The following is a 15,641-nucleotide window of genomic DNA, read 5'->3' on the forward strand; positions in this document are numbered from 1 at the left end:
TGTTATGACTGAATTATAATGTTTACATTGGCTTGATTACTCAGAATAAAACGTGAATTGAATCTATATGCAGCCGGAAGCCTATCAACTCAATTTTGAATATGAAGAAAGCCATTGGTGGTTTCTGGCGCGTCGCGAGATCATCCTTTCACGCATTCAGGCGATGATCGACAGAGGCGCGGCCCCGTCGCAGCCGTGGCAAATACTCGATTTTGGCTGCGGCACCGGCGGTCTCACCCAGGCGCTGGGGCAATTCGGCTCCGTCGAAGGCGTCGATTTCTCTGATGGTGCGCTGGATTATTGCCGAAAACGTGGGTTAGAAACCGTCCGGCGCATCAGTTCCGCCAGCGACCTCAACAGCGAATCATATAACCTCATCGCAACCTTCGACGTGTTGGAGCATATCGAAGACGACGCCAGCGTCTTGGGCGAACTACATCGCGCACTCAAACCCGGCGGCCTGCTAATCGCGACCGTCCCCGCGCTCCGTATTCTTTGGGGAGGCGAGGACGAGGTCTCGCTGCACGTCAGGCGCTATACGCGCCGAGAATTGACCCAAAAAGCGCAACAGGCAGGCTTTGAGATCGTCCAAGCGACCTATTTTAATACGTTGTTGTTCCCGCTGATTTTTGGAACCCGCGTATTCAATCGCCTGTTTCGCCCGGGAACCCTGGCCCAATCGGACGTCAAGCCGGTTTCGCCCTTGCTCAATGCCTTGTTATTCCGTATTTTCACTGCTGAGCGGCTTCTTTTGCGTCAAGTTTCGTTGCCTATCGGCGCATCGGTTCTTTTGATTGCAAAACGCAATTGAGAGTAAGCGCTCATTGCCGTTCGGGCAGGGTTCCGCTACAATCCAAGGCTGTTATTGCGATCACAAAAAAACTGGAGAGGTGTCCGAGCTGGCCGAAGGAGCACGACTGGAAATCGTGTAAACCTCTAAAGGGTTTCGTGGGTTCGAATCCCACCCTCTCCGTTCTATTTACAAAGCAAATCCCCCGCGCGGTTTCCGTTCGGGGGATTTTTCATTCTCTCTTAATCCATGAATGAAAACTAACAGCAGCAGCCTTTGGCGTTTGGGTCGGGTTTTGAGGCTGAGAAATTCATGCTGACCACATAATCGCTAATCGACTCGCCTTCACTGAAATGTTGCTTGATGCCCTGGTAGAGCGGGTCTTTCATATCCACCATTTTTTCGATGTAGTCGGCTTTTTCTTCGATGCGAATACACCCCAGCCCGGCGGTCTCAGCCATCTGTTGGGTTTCGTTGACCAACACCGCGCCAGCGATGCAGCCAATCAGCGCTTCGGCCTTTTCGCGCACCGGTTCCGGCAACGCTTTTTTCAATGCTAAGTCCGAAACCGCCACGCGTCCGCCCGGTTTCAAGACGCGGGCAATCTCGCGCCAGACCTGCGCTTTGTCGGGCGAGAGGTTAATCACACAGTTGGAAATCATTACATCGACGCTGTTGTCAGCCAGCGGCAGGTGTTCGATCTCGCCCAAACGAAACTCGACGTTATCGAGTCCAGTGGATTGATGATACTGGGCCGCATTTTTACGCGCTTTGGCTAGCATCTGCGGGGTCATATCGACGCCGATGGCGCGGCCTTGCTCACCGACTTTGCGCCCAGCGATGAAAATATCAAAACCGCCGCCGCTACCGAGATCAACCACGACTTCGCCCGGTTTGAGCGACGCCAGCGCGACCGGGTTTCCGCATGACAGCCCCATGTTGGCGCCGTCTGGCAGCGCTTGCAGATCGTCGAGATCGTACCCCACGGTTTGCGCGAGTTCGGTCGCCGCTTCGCCCGCATCCGAACCGCAGCAGGATGACGGCCCACAGCACGAACCCTCCTGCGCGGCGATTTCGCCATAACCATCGCGCACTTTTTGACGCACTTGATCTTGTTTGATTGTTTGTTCAATCGAGCTCATGTAATTCTCCTTGCTTCTTTTTCATCGACTCAAACTGTTATTTCTTACAGTGCTTTATTGTGGAGGCGCTCCGGCAGGGTGTTCACAAAGTCGCGAATCTCGTCGCGCACCCGGCGATAATGCCCCAGCGCCTCGTCTTCATTCGCCGCGTCTTTGGCGAGTTTGGGCGGGTCGTCAAAACCGACGTGAACCACCTTTGTTTTCGCCTGAAACATCGGGCAATTTTCGTCTGCATGTCCACAGACGGTAATCACATACTCGAACTCAACATCTTGATATTCGCTGACGTTGGTTGACTGTTGGCGGCTGATATCGACGCCCGCCTCGGCCATCACTTTGACCGCGTTTGGGTTCAGTTCGTGCGTTTCAATGCCTGCCGAATACGCTTCGAATGCGTCCGCCTTCAGATGGCGCGCCCAACCCTCCGCCATTTGGCTACGGCATGAGTTGCCCGTGCAAAGAAACAGTATTTTCAATTTATCCATTTTTATATTGCCTGATCCCCCCGGCGCTTGCAGCGCCACCCCCCTTAATAAGGGGGGCAAAAATCAAGCCCTTTTGAGAAGAATGTAAAACCTGATCGTCTAAGCCAATGACCTTCGGGCGAGATCAACCACTTCATTAATGCGCTCTTCGGTGGCGGGCGACTCGCCTTTTTTCATGCCCATGTCTTCGAGTTGAATATGAGTGAATGAATTGAACCCCGCCTGCGCTAAAATATGTTTGGCGCAGTCTTTGGTGCAACCGTCAATCACGATGATCTGGCTGCTTTGCTTGGCCTTCTCTTCGATTTCAGGGATGCCCGCCGCAATGGCGGCCACGCAACACATGGGCGCGTCTTTTTCTTTTGCTAGCCGCCTCGCCGCCTGATCGCTGATCGCCCCCACGTCCGCCGCCCCCGAACACGCGAATACCATCGGCTTGTCCGTATGTTGTACTGTTATGTTCATGGTCTTCCCCCCCGGAAAATGATTTTGTTTGCTCGTGTTCATCTAAAAAAATGCCTGTTACGTCATTGCGATGGAGTAAATAGACCGAAGCCTGGGGAACCTCCCAACGCCATGAATTTACGGAAAAAGCGCTACTGTTATCCCCCCGGCGCTTGCAGCGCCACCCCCCTTATTAAGGGGGGCAGGGGGGATTTCAAAAGTAAGACCTGCCTTCGTTTGCATCAAAGGCTCTCTTAATTTCGAGATTGCAGCGTCGGCCTATCGCTTGAGCAGCACGCCTCGCCCGATTCACGCGACTCCGACTGGCGGCGGCACAGCGTTTCCGGTTCGATATTCAGAATCGCCTTGAGACGCTTCTGGTCGAATTTGACTTGCTCGTCGCGTTCGATGTTGCTCGCAATATATTGAATCGCTCCGGCGGCGGGCGCGTTCTCATCGGACGCTAATTCGAAATACATCCAGCGGCCGTCTTTGCGCGAATCGACCAAGCCCGCGTTCTTCAAAATCGACAGGTGCTTTGACACCGTCGACGGCGCCAGCCCCAGCAGTTCAATGATCTGGCAGGCGCACAGTTCGCCGCCGCGCAGCGCCAAGAGAATGCGCACCCGGTTTTCATCCGCCAGCGCTTTTAAAATAGGCATCAACAGTTTTAAGTTCATCTTTTCTCATTTCTATAATTCGCCATGTAACGAAATAATAACACACAAGAGATTCAACGCAAGGGGAATCTTTCTGGTCGAGAAATACAAAATTTAGTGCGGGTGCATCTCTGTGAGCGCCTGTGCGAAAGGGCTTGAAAGCCCGCACTGAAGCAAAGAGAGATGTACCCGCACTAAATGCAACGCCGCAAGGGATTGGGTGGAGCGGCTTTCGTGGTCAGCGGTAATAAGCCGCGACGGGGGCAAGTGCAACTCCGAGCGATTTTATCATACGGCAATCAAATCCGTCTATCTTTTTCATAGAACCGTTGAAAATATCATTCGCCAATCGGGATATAATAATTGACCGCGAGTTGCACCAATGGAATCGACAAGAAACTGAGCAAAACGCCCAGCGATACGCATAAAATCGTAAAGCGCTTCTCAGCCGCCCGCCCATAAAACGCCGCCAACATCACGGCGTACACGCCCGTCGGCGCCGCCGATGAGAGCACCAGGGCGCGTTTCAGGTAGAGGTCTTCGATGCCCATCAGGCTAACAATCAGCAGGGCAATCAAAGGCGAAATCAATAATTTCAAGACCAGACACAAGCCAATGCCGGGCAGCAAACCAAAGCATTCGTCAATCTGAACAAAATACACCATCCGTCCAAACACGATGCCGCTGATAATCAGCGCAGCGGGAATCGCCATGGTATACAGGTCGTCAATCGCAGCCAGAAGTTCATACTGCAATTCAACATGAGCGATGCTCAACCCCAGCCCGACCACAATCACATACAAAAACGGCGTCTTAAATATATCTAAAAAACGCTCAAGCAGCCGTTCACGCCCGGCGCACAAATAAATGCCCAAGGTCGCCAGGGTGACGAGATGAAAGAAAATCAGCGTATTGACCACCGGGACGCCCTGGTTCGCATCCGGCCATAACAGTTTGAGTTGGTTGAGACCGGAGAAGCCAATCAACATCACATTGACAATATAAAAATGCCTCATCGGCAAGGCGGAGCCGATCCAGGTAAAGAACTGGCTGGTCAGGCCGAACAGCAACGCCGTATGAAACAAGATAAAAAAGAGGATAAAACTAAACTGGTGTTCACCGGGCGACTGCCCCATCGACAGCCGAAACATCACAGCAGGCGTAAAAATAAACAAACAGACAGCCGCCAGCGACCGTTCATCCAAGCGGGGAACGATACGCGCGATGAGAAAACCAATGATGGGAAACGCAATGTCTGTATAAATCGAAAAGCCCAAAGGGCCCATAAAACCGGCTCCATCCCCACGCCCACAGGCTGAGGCCCTGTGATGCGCACCGCCGAATTCAAACAATCCTCGCCGAATCGTCCGTTCGCGCCTTAATTGATTGCTTGAGGATACTATAATACGCAAGCCGTTCGCAAGAGTCCGCCAGCGGCCAACCCTCAGAGAGGCTGATACCCCCAATGGAAAAAATATTAGTACGCGGCGCGAAAGAGCACAATTTAAAGTCGATTGATCTTGATATCCCCCGCGACAAACTGGTGGTATTCACCGGCGTGAGCGGATCGGGCAAGTCATCGCTCGCTTTCGATACGATCTACGCCGAAGGCCAGCGGCGCTACGTCGAGTCGCTGTCGGCTTATGCGCGCCAGTTTCTCGGGCAGATGGAAAAACCCAAGGTCGATTATATCGAAGGCCTGTCGCCGGCGATCTCCATCGAACAAAAAAGCACCAGCAAAAATCCGCGCTCGACCGTCGGCACCGTCACCGAAGTCTATGATTACCTGCGCGTGTTGTTCGCCCGCTGCGCGACGCCCTATTGCCCGGTCAGCAGCAAACCGATCACCTCGCAAACCATCGACCAGATCGTCGACCAGATCATGACGTTCAAACAGGGAACCCGCTTTATGATCCTGGCGCCGAAGGTACGCGAGCGCAAAGGCGAATATAAAGATTTATTTGATCTGGCAAAAAAAGAGGGCTTTGTCCGGGTGCGGGTTGATGGACGCATCATGGAACTCGACGATAAAATCAAACTCGATAAAAAACTGGCGCATAATATTGAAATCGTCATCGACCGCCTGGTGATGAAACCCGATATTGCGTCACGATTGACTGACTCCGTCGAACTCGCATTGGAGCACGGCGACGGCGTGTTGAACGTCAGCATCCCCGATGAAGAAGAGCGCCTCTACAGCATCAAAAACGTCTGCCTGGAAAGCGGCATCTCTTACGATGAATTGACGCCGCAGCATTTTTCGTTCAACCACCCCATTGGTATGTGCCCGGCGTGTAGCGGACTGGGGCGCACCCTCGAACTCGACCCGGATTTAATCGTTCCCGACCATGAACGCTCCGTCGTTGACGGCGCGATTACCCCCTGGAAAAACGTCTTTCAGGATGACAACGACTCCTACTCTGCGAAGGCGGTTCGCAAGCGCATCATCCCCTTTGCGGAAAAGCACAACATCTCTCTTACCAAACCCTGGGGCGATCTTACCAAGCGCCAACAAGAATTGATGCTGCGCGGCGAGGGCAAACGCACCAAAGGCTACAAAGGCATTATCCCTGAACTCGAACGCTGGTATCAACGCACCTCGTCCGAAGGCTTTCGCAGTTATTTGCTGGAGAACTTCATGACGCGAAAACCCTGCGAAGCCTGCGACGGCGGGCGGCTGGCGCCGTATCCATCGGTCGCGCAATTTGAAAACAAAACCATTCAAGCCGTCACGGAAATGGGCATCGCCGAATCGCGCGCCTTTTTTGAAAACGTGAAACTCGTCGGTCAAAAAGAACAAATCGCGGGCGCGGTGCTCAAAGAAATAATCAACCGTCTCAAGTTTTTAGACGACGTCGGCTTGGGGTATCTCACCATGAGCCGCTCGGCGCCAACGCTGTCAGGCGGCGAAGCTCAGCGCATCCGTCTCGCCAGCCAGATCGGCAGCGCCCTGGTGGGCGTGTTGTATGTGTTGGATGAGCCAAGCATCGGCCTGCATCAGCGCGACAACCAGAAGCTAATCGACACCCTGCTGCACCTGCGCGACTTGGGCAACACCGTGTTAGTGGTCGAACACGATCAGGAAATGATGGACTTCGCTGACCGCATCGTTGACTTCGGTCCCGGCGCGGGGTTAGACGGCGGGCACATCGTCGCCGAAGGGACGCCCAAAGAACTACGCAAAAACCCAAAATCATTAACGGGCGCCTATCTCTCCGGCAAAGAAAAAATTGAACTGCCAACGCAACGGCGCAACGGCGCCGGTAAAGCGATCGCGGTCAGAGGCGCGTCTGAGAACAACCTCAAAAGCGTTGACGTTGAGTTTCCTTTAGGCAAATTCGTCTGCGTGACGGGCGTTTCCGGCTCCGGCAAGAGTACGCTGGTTACCGAAATCTTGTTCAAAGCGCTGTGTCGCAAACTGCATAACTCTCACGCGATCCCCGGCGCCCACAAAGACATCCAAGGCGTTGACTTGATCGACAAGGTCATTGAAATTGACCAGAAGCCGATTAGCCGCACTCCGCGCTCAAATCCGGCGACCTACGTCAAAGTGTTTGATCCAATTCGACAGATGTTCACCCAATTGCCCGAATCGAAAATGCGCGGCTACAAAGCGGGGCGCTTTTCATTCAACGTCAAAGGCGGGCGCTGCGAGGCCTGCGACGGCGACGGCTACAAAAAAATCGAGATGCACTTTCTGCCCGACGTGTTCGTCGAGTGTGAAGTCTGCCGGGGCAAGCGCTTCAACCGCGAAACCCTGCAAGTGAAATACAACCATAAATCCATCGCCGACGTGCTCGACATGACCGTGCAGGAAGCATACGAATTGTTCGAGAACATCCCGCGTATTGAGCGCATTTTGAGCACGCTCAAACAAGTCGGCTTAAACTATCTCCACCTGGGCCAGCCCGCGCCAACGCTATCGGGCGGCGAAGCGCAACGCGTAAAACTCGCCAAAGAACTCTCGCGCCGCGACACTGGCTCTACGTTTTATATTCTCGATGAACCCACCACCGGACTGCATTTTCACGACATCAAAAAATTATTGCATGTGCTTGACGAACTGGTCGAACGCGGCAATACCGTGGTCGTGATTGAGCACAACCTCGATGTCATCAAATGCGCGGATTGGATCATCGACCTGGGGCCGGACGGCGGAGGCGGCGGCGGCGAAATCATCGCCGAAGGCACGCCCGAAGACGTGGCGAAGAACAAAAAATCTTACACGGGCATGTTCTTAGACAAAATGCTAAAACCCAAAAAGGCAAGACGCAAGAAAACAACGAAGAAATCATAAATCAAATCCTCACCCCAAGATGGGGCGAGATTTAAGGGCAATATCATTGACTTAAGGCTTGTAGCCCTCCTTTTTAAGGGGGGACGGCGCTAAAAGCGCCAGGGGGGATTTCAAAACAGCACAAATAAAACGATACATTCAAACAATATTTCAAGGGCTGGCTTCATTTTATTCAGCCTTGCCCATGCCACCCCTTAAGTTAATGACATTGAATTAAGGGATGGTGAAGGCCCAACGAACAATATGAGCATCATCCAACAACCCTCACCCCAACCCTCTCCCAGGGGGAGAGGGAGTAAGCCGCGCAAATATAATAAGGAAATAGAACAAATGAATGACATGAAATTTGAACGCGCCAAAGGGCGCCTAGCCAATCAACTACGCGAATTATCGTTTGAGCGCAACTTTTTAGAATACGCCGAAGGCTCTTGTTTGGTCTCATTCGGCAAAACCCGCGTGCTCTGCACCGCCAGCATCGACGACCGCGTCCCGCCGTTTATTCACGGCTCCGGCCAAGGCTGGCTGACCGCCGAGTACGCCATGCTGCCCAAATCGACCCGCGACCGCATCCCCCGCGACCGCAACCGGGGCGGACGCTCGCAAGAAATTCAACGCCTCATCGGGCGCTCGTTGCGCTGCGTGATGGACTTACAAAAACTGGGCGAACGTACCCTCTACATTGATTGCGACGTGCTTCAGGCCGATGGTGGAACCCGAACTGCATCAATCACTGGCGCCGCCGTCGCGCTGCACGACGCGCTCACTTTTCTCAAAGCCAACAACCTCATCAAAGAATGGCCCTTAAAAGAAATGCTTGCCGCTGTAAGCGTGGGCATCGTCGATGGGGTTCCCCTTCTCGACCTCGATTATCGCGAAGATTCAGGCGCCGATGTGGATTTAAATATTGTAAAAACAGCGTCTGGAAAATTTGTAGAACTACAAGGCACCGCAGAACAAGAACCATTTGATTCTGACCAACTTCAGTCATTGTTGCAGTTGGCTGATGACGGCATCCAGACAATCCTTGCCAGCCAAAAACAGGTTTTATGCTTGGAATAACATTAATTTTCCTTGTCGAAACCGATAAAACTTTGTATAATTATTGGTATCCGGTAACAAAATACGTTTAAGACACCCTACAACTATGAATGATTGGGCATTATCTTCTACACTTGACTTAATACAGCGGTTCCCCGTGTTGGCCCAGACTCAAGACGGCAAGTTGCCGTTTAATACATGGACGCCCACCGAAACGGACCCGGTTACCCTTCTCTCAGTCGTAGGCGGCATCGTCACCGTTATCATGTTGATTGTCTTTGGCACCTATCAATTTAAAAAATGGAAGCAATTTAGAACCTTTGAAGATGAAATGCGCAGCCTCGACCTCGACCCGAAACAAGAAGGCACTTTCGCCGACATGGTGAAACGCTATTCGATGGACGAGCCCGTCAATATCCTCTACTCGCCGAGGCTGTTTGATGAGATGGCGGCTTCTGAAATGTTAAGAGTATTGGGAAGCCAGGGGTCAGTGAAAGCCAAACAAGAATTTATCGACACCGTCTACAAAATTCGCATCAAAACCTACAACCCCGATTGGGAACAAGTCGCCGACGCTGACGAAAGCGCGGCTTGATTCACCCCAGCAACCATTTCCGGTGGTAACAAAAATAGTCTTTCTCTTCCGCCCCAAAAAGGCCTTTAAATTGCCCAACGCCTGATTGTCCGGCGCTGCCGCCAAAATTGAAATGCGAAATTTTTCGTTCACACGCGTCTTCTAAAATCGACGCCATCAACGCGCGCGGCGCATTCAATTTTGAGTGTTCCCGGTTTGACGCTCCAACAAAATATTGCGCTTCCTGTTTTCCATAGAGCACTAAATCGGCAGCGATGACTTCGCCGTTATATTCAGCCAGCCAAACCTGAACACGCTCATCAGGATGATGAACTAGCGCGTCAAAAAATTGCGTAGGGACGGTTTCGACGCCGCTCCAATACTCGTTCTGCGCGACCTGATACAAACGCTGCAAGGCGCGAACCGCGCTTTCATCACTCCCCGCGCGGACCGTAACGCCTTCCTCACGCGCCCGCCGGATGGTTGACCGGTTGCGCGATTGAAACTTCGACCAGAGCGCATCCACGTTATCAGGAACCGCTAAGATATGCGTCGTTTGTTTGGTATATTTTGTTACGTCAAATGTAGCGTCGTTATCTGTAGGGTGGGTTCTTAACGCACCGGATACGCCCACATCCAACGGATTGAATCTGCATTCAAAAATCGGCGCACGAAACGAAAGCAACTTTTTCGCAGCGGCTTCGCGGTGATCGTGAGTGATTGGCGACGCGCTTAGCAAATCGCCGTACACGCCCCACGGCAGCGACTCCAATTTATGAAATCCAAAGCGCTTTCGGCTGGAAAACAACGGCAGCACGGCTTCGACGCCATCGCTAAATGTGAACCATGCGGGCTGCATAGTGGATTCAGGCAACGAAGCACTCAGAATTTTCGACCAGTGCGGCGTTTGAAAATATGAATAACACGATTTTGCCTTGAGAACCGACTGCCACGCCGAATGGAGGCTCTCACTGGGGCCGAATTCACATCGATCCACCCGCAGCCTCATTCGACTGGCCCTTCTTTGCGTTCAATCATAGCTTCGAGCGAACCGTCGAGCGATACGGTAATCACCCGCGCGCCGCCGAGCCGCTTCACTTCTGACGAGACGCCCAACAGTTCATGCAGCGAAGGGATGATGCTCAGTTGGACCCGATGTTGGCGGCAGAGTCGGACAACTTCGGCGAGTTCGAGCAGCGGTAAATCCTGGTCGGCGACCAACACCTCATCAATTTTTCGCGCAGGCAGCAAGCGCTTCAAATCGCTAACGCGCCCCAACGTCGGCACAGGCCCGGCTTCATCCATTTCGACCGTTTCATTCACGACGAACCCTAGCGGGCGGTTGCCCCACTCCGGGCGTTGCAGCATGTCCTTCGCGAGTTGTTGCGCGAAAGGGGTGCGCCCCACGATCAGGATACGGTCCAGGCTCAGGCCGCGGCAATGCAGCCCATGTTCTAACCAACGAAACCCAAACCGCCACAGCGCCAGCGACGCGAAATTGAACGCGCCGAAAAATGCAAAGGTCGCGCGTGAATACCCCAAAAATCCATACTCGCTATAGATTTCGCGGTAGATGTCTTTAAACACGAACTGTACGCCAATGAGCAGAAACACGTTCAACATTGCGGCTTTTGCGGTTTGCAACGCCACATCGCGCGGCTCCATATATTTGTCGCGGGCGTAGAGACGACACAACGCAGGCCCGGCGATTCCAATCAGGGCGACGAAGGCAAGCAGATCGCTATAGGCCGGCATCTGCAACAGCGCCGCGTTGGGAAACGGATCAGTATCGCTGAAGAAGCCGCTGCGAAAATACGCCCAGTAGGAAAGCACAAACGAACACGCAGCGAGCAAAGCATCCACAACGCCTAACAGCATAGGACGCACCCATTGGGTGATGCGCTTCTGGATGCGATAGGTTAACAGATCAAAATACAACAAGCAGAACGACGGCGCGTTGCGTAAGATGCGCTTCCAGATTTCGCCGGGGCGCTGTCCGAAGCGGTACACGCTTTCGAGGCCGAGTTTTTGCAGCCATTGTGGAGCGCGCTTTTCGCGGCCAATGATAAAATTAAACGCACCGCCGATGCCAATCATCACTGGAGCGCCAAGTTCGTCCTTAAATTTTGTGATCCATTTCTCTTGTTTGGGGCAGCCCAACGCAACAAATAAAACTGAAGGCTTCGCGGCTTTTACAACGTCAATGGTCTTACGTAATTCTTCGGGGTCCTCTTCAAAACCAAATGGGGGGAAATAGGTCCCGGCGATTTTTAAACCATCAATTTCATTCGACAGTTTTTGCGCAACTGCTTCGGCCACGCCTTCTTCGCCGCCTAACAAAAACACCGAACCGCCTTCTTCGACCGCCAAACGGCATAAGTCAGGAACCAGATCGACTCCGGTGATACGCTCTTTGAGCGGAGCGCGCATCCATCGCGAGGCAAACACCACCGGCATTCCGTCGGGCACAACCAGGTCGGCGTTACGCACCACCTCGCGAAATTCTGCATCGCGGCGGGTGAGAATAATCTGTTCAACGGCGGGAGTCACGATCTGGTGAGGCGCGCCCGAACGCAGCATTTCACGGACGCGCTCCAGCGCCTCCGCCTTGCTGCAATTGTCGATCTCAACTCCGAGAATTTCTACACGTTCCATAACAGCCCCATTCTAAAGGCGCTTCAGGCAAGTACAAAGGAAGGGAATCACTCTAACGTCGTTTAAAGAAATTGGCGGGCGGCAAAAACGGCTTCCGATGAATTCAGAACCCATCCTACGGCGCTATTAATCAATATTCACATACGTAATTGGATTTTGAGAATGATTAGAGAAATATTTTGAAACAGATTTGTATTGGTATTTATTTCGGATTTTCTTTGGCGCAATATTGCCAATAAACTCGTATCTTTCATCGTACAGTTCCCAAGGTTTGCCTTCATCTCTACATGAAAAAAATGTCCCACCAGGATGCCAAGAATGAATTGCATATACTTCACGGACAATTCCATGATATACAGCAAGGGCATACTTTGCTTTTTCTCGGCGTTCACCAACAACCCAATACTGCCGCGTTGCGTCATAGAGTTCGTTATGCGGCATGCCATGATAAAACATTTGGTTAATTCGAATGAGGATTACAGGATCATCAATTACAACATCCTCTTGCAGATATTTTGCGTTTAACAATTCGGCGCTAATGCGTCCATGAGTTATGCTTTTGTGTCCTCTAACTTGATTTGTAAGATTAACTGGCTCGAGTAAATCAATTATCGCTGCCTCAATCCTTAACGCTGTTTCTTCATCATCAAACCCATGGACTAGAATCTCTATTTCAGGCTCAGCATTACGATTTCTTATTTCTTCGATATATTGCGCTTTCTCTGATTCCTTTTTGTCTTCAAGATGAGAAAAAGCACGATTCCCTTTTCCTTTTCCTACATAAAAAATTTCTTTTGTATCAGGATTAATGTAAAGATAAACATAGTATTTCATCTGCTCAATCGCTTCAGGAGAGAATTTTTTAAGCATAATGAATCATCCTTTTGAATCACTTATGATACGCACAAATATTTAACTAATTCATCATATCACATAAGAGTGGATCGAGGCGGCAAGCCCGCACCGAAGCGAAGAGAGTTGCGCCCCAGCCCGGGTTTATAACACGCCGCTTAGATGCAAGACGCTTCGGCGATAAACTATCCGGCGAGGTGAATGTAATGAAAATCGAGCGCATTCAGGCGTTTCCTGTACGTTATCCAACCCGTGGACGATTCAAATTTTTTGAAAGCCCCGACGGCAAACCGCTGGGCCGTCCAGCGGTGTTAGTTAAGATCACCGCTGATGACGGAACCGTCGGCTGGGGCGAGAGTGTGCCCGTGCAAGCCTGGAGCGACGAAACCCTCGAAGGCGCAACCTTTGCCATCCGCAATTACCTCGCGCCGGTTCTCATCGGGCTGGACGCCTTCGACCTCAACGGCATCCATCTGATTATGAACAAAGCGCTGGCGCCGGGCTTCACCACGGGAGCGCCAATCACAAAATCCGGCGTTGATATGGCGCTGCACGACCTCATCTGCAAATCAAAAGGCCTTTCGCTCGCTCAATATTGGGGACGCGCCAGCGGCGGAACGATGACTCTCAGTTGGACATTGAACCCTGTCTCATTAGACGATCTCGACGCATTAATCGACGAAGGTTGGAACCTCGGCTATCGCAACTTCAACGTCAAAGTCGCGCCAGACCCCGCGTACGATCTCGAACTCTGCCGCCGCGTGAAAAAACGCGTGCCCGACGGTTTCTTATGGGCGGACGCCAACGGCGGTTACGAACTCGCGACGGCGCTGCGCATCGCCCCTAAATTAGCGGACATCGGCGTGGACGTGCTCGAACAACCGTTGCGCCCCAACCAAATCGCTGGATATCAACGCATGCGGCGCCAAAGCGCGTTGCCGATTATTTTAGATGAAGGCGTCATCGCGCCGCGCGACCTGATCGAATGGATCCGGCTCGATCTGCTCGACGGCGTCGCCATGAAACCCGCCCGCTGCGGCGGACTGCGCTCCGCCCGCCGCCAGGTCGAGATTCTCGAAGACGCCGGGCTGCTATTTTTAGGCAGCGGCCTGACCGATCCTGACGTGTCGCTCTCTGCGACGCTGGCGTTATACGCTGCCTTTGGACTGCGTTTTCCTGCGGCATTAAACGGCCCGCAATTTTTAGCGCATAGCGTTCTCAAAACGCCGCTCATTCAAACTGACGGCGCCATGCCCGTCCCTGCCGGACCAGGACTCGGCGTCGATGTAGACGAAACAAAAATTACTGAAATTATTTCGGAGCCTCGCTAATCTTTTTTATAGTGACTTTTAGAAATAGGTTCACATTTAACTTTCCCCCTGCCTGCGGCAGGCAGGCTGCGGGCGCGCTAAACGCACAGAATTCGAGAACCACTCTATGCCGAATTATCTGATTCAACTTGGACGCAACACCGACCTTTCCGCCGCCGAAATCACGGCGGTCAACCTGCGTATGGGGTCGCCCCTGCGCATTCAAGAACGCCGGGGCGAAGCGGTGTTCGCCGAAGCCGAAGGTGATGGCGTCGTGCGTACATTGTGCGAGCAATTGGGCGGTTCGATCCGTTTTGCCGAATGCCTCTCTCACTTGGCTAACGACGCGCTCACGCCCGATACCATCGCCGCCGAATTAATTCAGACTCCGTTATTTCAGTCGGATGAACCGTTGGAAAAAGTGGTGTTGGGATTTTCCCTGATTGGCGACGCATCGCATTGGGGCGGCAAACGTAAGGTATATGGACTGCTGCATGACGCGGCGGGCGCATTAAAACGTATTCTCGGCGAGCGCGACGTTTCCTCGCGATTCGTCTTGCCTGATCCGCAAGGCGATAACCTGACTTTGTCAGGCGCACAGGTCGACCGCAACCATTTATTCAAACGCGGCGGCGAGTGGTTTTTTCACGCCGACCCCGAACGCGGCGTGACCATTGCGCAAACCAAGTGGCTGCAAGATTACGAAGCGTTTTCCAACCGCGACTATGGCCGACCGCAACGCGACGCCAAATCGGGCATGTTGCCGCCCAAACTGGCGCGTATGATGCTCAATCTGGCGCGTACACCCGAAACAGAGATGGTGCTTGACCCGTTCTGCGGTTCCGGCGGCGTTCTCATGGAAGCCGCGCTGATGGGGCTTCATTCGATCGGCGTTGATAAAAGCCCGAAGGCGATTAAAGACGCTTCCATCAACGGCGTGTGGCTGCAAACCCGCTTTGGCCTGGGCGAGCCGCCCCACGTCATCGAAGGCGACGCACACAAATTGCGCGAACTGTTTGAGCCTCTCTTTTTCGACGCCTGCGTCAGCGAGCCTGACCTCGGCCCGCCCCTACGAAAACCTCTCGCAGAAGATAAATTCGGCGAAGTGATCGCCCAACTCAGCGGATTTTACACCCGCGCACTGGCTGAAATCCGCACCGTCGTACGCCCCGGCGCGCGGGTGGTGTTTATTCTGCCGCGCTTCGCCGTACAGGGGCGCAAAGAGCATATCAAAATCAACATGCTGGGCGATATTCGCCTGATGGGCTACACCATTCTTGATCCCGGCAACGGCTTTCAACCCGCGACGGGCCGCGCCACACTGCTTTATGCGCGCCCGAACCAATTCGTCCAACGCGAAATCTTCGTCTTGCAAGCCTGAGGCGTTTCTTCATA

General features: G+C 52.8%; 14 protein-coding genes and 1 tRNA gene. 7 read left to right on the forward strand and 8 right to left on the reverse strand.

The features are described 5' to 3' along the window. Positions 1 to 67 precede the first annotated feature (67 nt). Both P9L94_06000 and P9L94_06005 read left to right on the forward strand, forming a co-directional pair. A complete protein-coding gene (locus tag P9L94_06000; protein ID MDP8243614.1) occupies positions 68 to 811 on the forward strand; it encodes a class I SAM-dependent methyltransferase in 744 nt (247 codons plus the stop codon). A 73-nt stretch (positions 812 to 884) separates the two neighbouring features. Next, positions 885 to 973 (forward strand) — tRNA-Ser (locus tag P9L94_06005). A 77-nt stretch (positions 974 to 1,050) separates the two neighbouring features. Here the strand turns inward: P9L94_06005 and arsM are convergent. From arsM to P9L94_06030, 5 genes are all read right to left on the reverse strand, one after another. After that, positions 1,051 to 1,932 carry an arsenite methyltransferase gene (arsM, locus tag P9L94_06010; protein MDP8243615.1) on the reverse strand — a complete coding sequence of 294 codons (882 nt, stop codon included), beginning with the start codon at positions 1,930 to 1,932 and terminating at the stop codon, positions 1,051 to 1,053. Positions 1,933 to 1,976: 44 nt separating this feature from the next. After that, complete coding sequence (locus P9L94_06015) at positions 1,977 to 2,417, reverse strand: arsenate reductase ArsC (GenBank protein ID MDP8243616.1); 441 nt, start codon at positions 2,415 to 2,417, stop codon at positions 1,977 to 1,979. 99 nt (positions 2,418 to 2,516) lie between these two features. Then, the gene (locus P9L94_06020; protein MDP8243617.1) at positions 2,517 to 2,882 is read right to left on the reverse strand and encodes a putative zinc-binding protein; all 366 of its coding nucleotides are present in this window, start codon (positions 2,880 to 2,882) and stop codon (positions 2,517 to 2,519) included. 233 nt (positions 2,883 to 3,115) lie between these two features. Next, positions 3,116 to 3,541, reverse strand: a complete 426-nt coding sequence (locus P9L94_06025; protein MDP8243618.1) for a metalloregulator ArsR/SmtB family transcription factor — start codon at positions 3,539 to 3,541, stop codon at positions 3,116 to 3,118. A 317-nt stretch (positions 3,542 to 3,858) separates the two neighbouring features. Next, on the reverse strand, positions 3,859 to 4,806 hold the full coding sequence (locus P9L94_06030; protein MDP8243619.1) for a hypothetical protein: 948 nt from the start codon (positions 4,804 to 4,806) through the stop codon (positions 3,859 to 3,861). Between the two features lie 179 nt (positions 4,807 to 4,985). Between P9L94_06030 and uvrA the strand changes: the two genes are divergently transcribed. The 3 genes from uvrA (at position 4,986) to P9L94_06045 (ending at position 9,450) form a co-directional block, all read left to right on the forward strand. Next, entirely contained in the window at positions 4,986 to 7,817 is a 2,832-nt protein-coding gene (uvrA, locus tag P9L94_06035; protein ID MDP8243620.1) for an excinuclease ABC subunit UvrA, read from the forward strand. A 330-nt stretch (positions 7,818 to 8,147) separates the two neighbouring features. Next, positions 8,148 to 8,876, forward strand: a complete 729-nt coding sequence (rph, locus tag P9L94_06040; protein ID MDP8243621.1) for a ribonuclease PH — start codon at positions 8,148 to 8,150, stop codon at positions 8,874 to 8,876. Positions 8,877 to 8,961: 85 nt separating this feature from the next. Then, a complete protein-coding gene (locus P9L94_06045; GenBank protein MDP8243622.1) occupies positions 8,962 to 9,450 on the forward strand; it encodes a hypothetical protein in 489 nt (162 codons plus the stop codon). A 1-nt stretch (position 9,451) separates the two neighbouring features. On the opposite strand, the gene P9L94_06050 is transcribed toward P9L94_06045, so the two are convergent. The 3 genes from P9L94_06050 to P9L94_06060 form a co-directional block, all read right to left on the reverse strand. After that, on the reverse strand, positions 9,452 to 10,426 hold the full coding sequence (locus P9L94_06050; protein ID MDP8243623.1) for a GNAT family N-acetyltransferase: 975 nt from the start codon (positions 10,424 to 10,426) through the stop codon (positions 9,452 to 9,454). Positions 10,427 to 10,434: 8 nt separating this feature from the next. Further along, a complete protein-coding gene (locus P9L94_06055; GenBank protein MDP8243624.1) occupies positions 10,435 to 12,084 on the reverse strand; it encodes a WecB/TagA/CpsF family glycosyltransferase in 1,650 nt (549 codons plus the stop codon). A gap of 126 nt (positions 12,085 to 12,210) precedes the next feature. Then, positions 12,211 to 12,954 carry a hypothetical protein gene (locus P9L94_06060; protein ID MDP8243625.1) on the reverse strand — a complete coding sequence of 248 codons (744 nt, stop codon included), beginning with the start codon at positions 12,952 to 12,954 and terminating at the stop codon, positions 12,211 to 12,213. A 188-nt stretch (positions 12,955 to 13,142) separates the two neighbouring features. On the opposite strand from P9L94_06060, the gene P9L94_06065 reads away from it, so the two are divergent. Both P9L94_06065 and P9L94_06070 read left to right on the forward strand, forming a co-directional pair. Then, positions 13,143 to 14,267 (forward strand): enolase C-terminal domain-like protein, encoded by a 1,125-nt coding sequence (locus tag P9L94_06065; GenBank protein ID MDP8243626.1) that lies wholly within the window; start codon positions 13,143 to 13,145, stop codon positions 14,265 to 14,267. A gap of 106 nt (positions 14,268 to 14,373) precedes the next feature. Further along, positions 14,374 to 15,627, forward strand: coding sequence for a DNA methyltransferase (locus P9L94_06070; protein MDP8243627.1), 1,254 nt, complete (start codon positions 14,374 to 14,376; stop codon positions 15,625 to 15,627). Positions 15,628 to 15,641 lie beyond the last annotated feature (14 nt).

Source organism: Candidatus Hinthialibacter antarcticus (assembly GCA_030765645.1).
GTDB classification, from domain to species: domain Bacteria; phylum Hinthialibacterota; class Hinthialibacteria; order Hinthialibacterales; family Hinthialibacteraceae; genus Hinthialibacter; species Hinthialibacter antarcticus.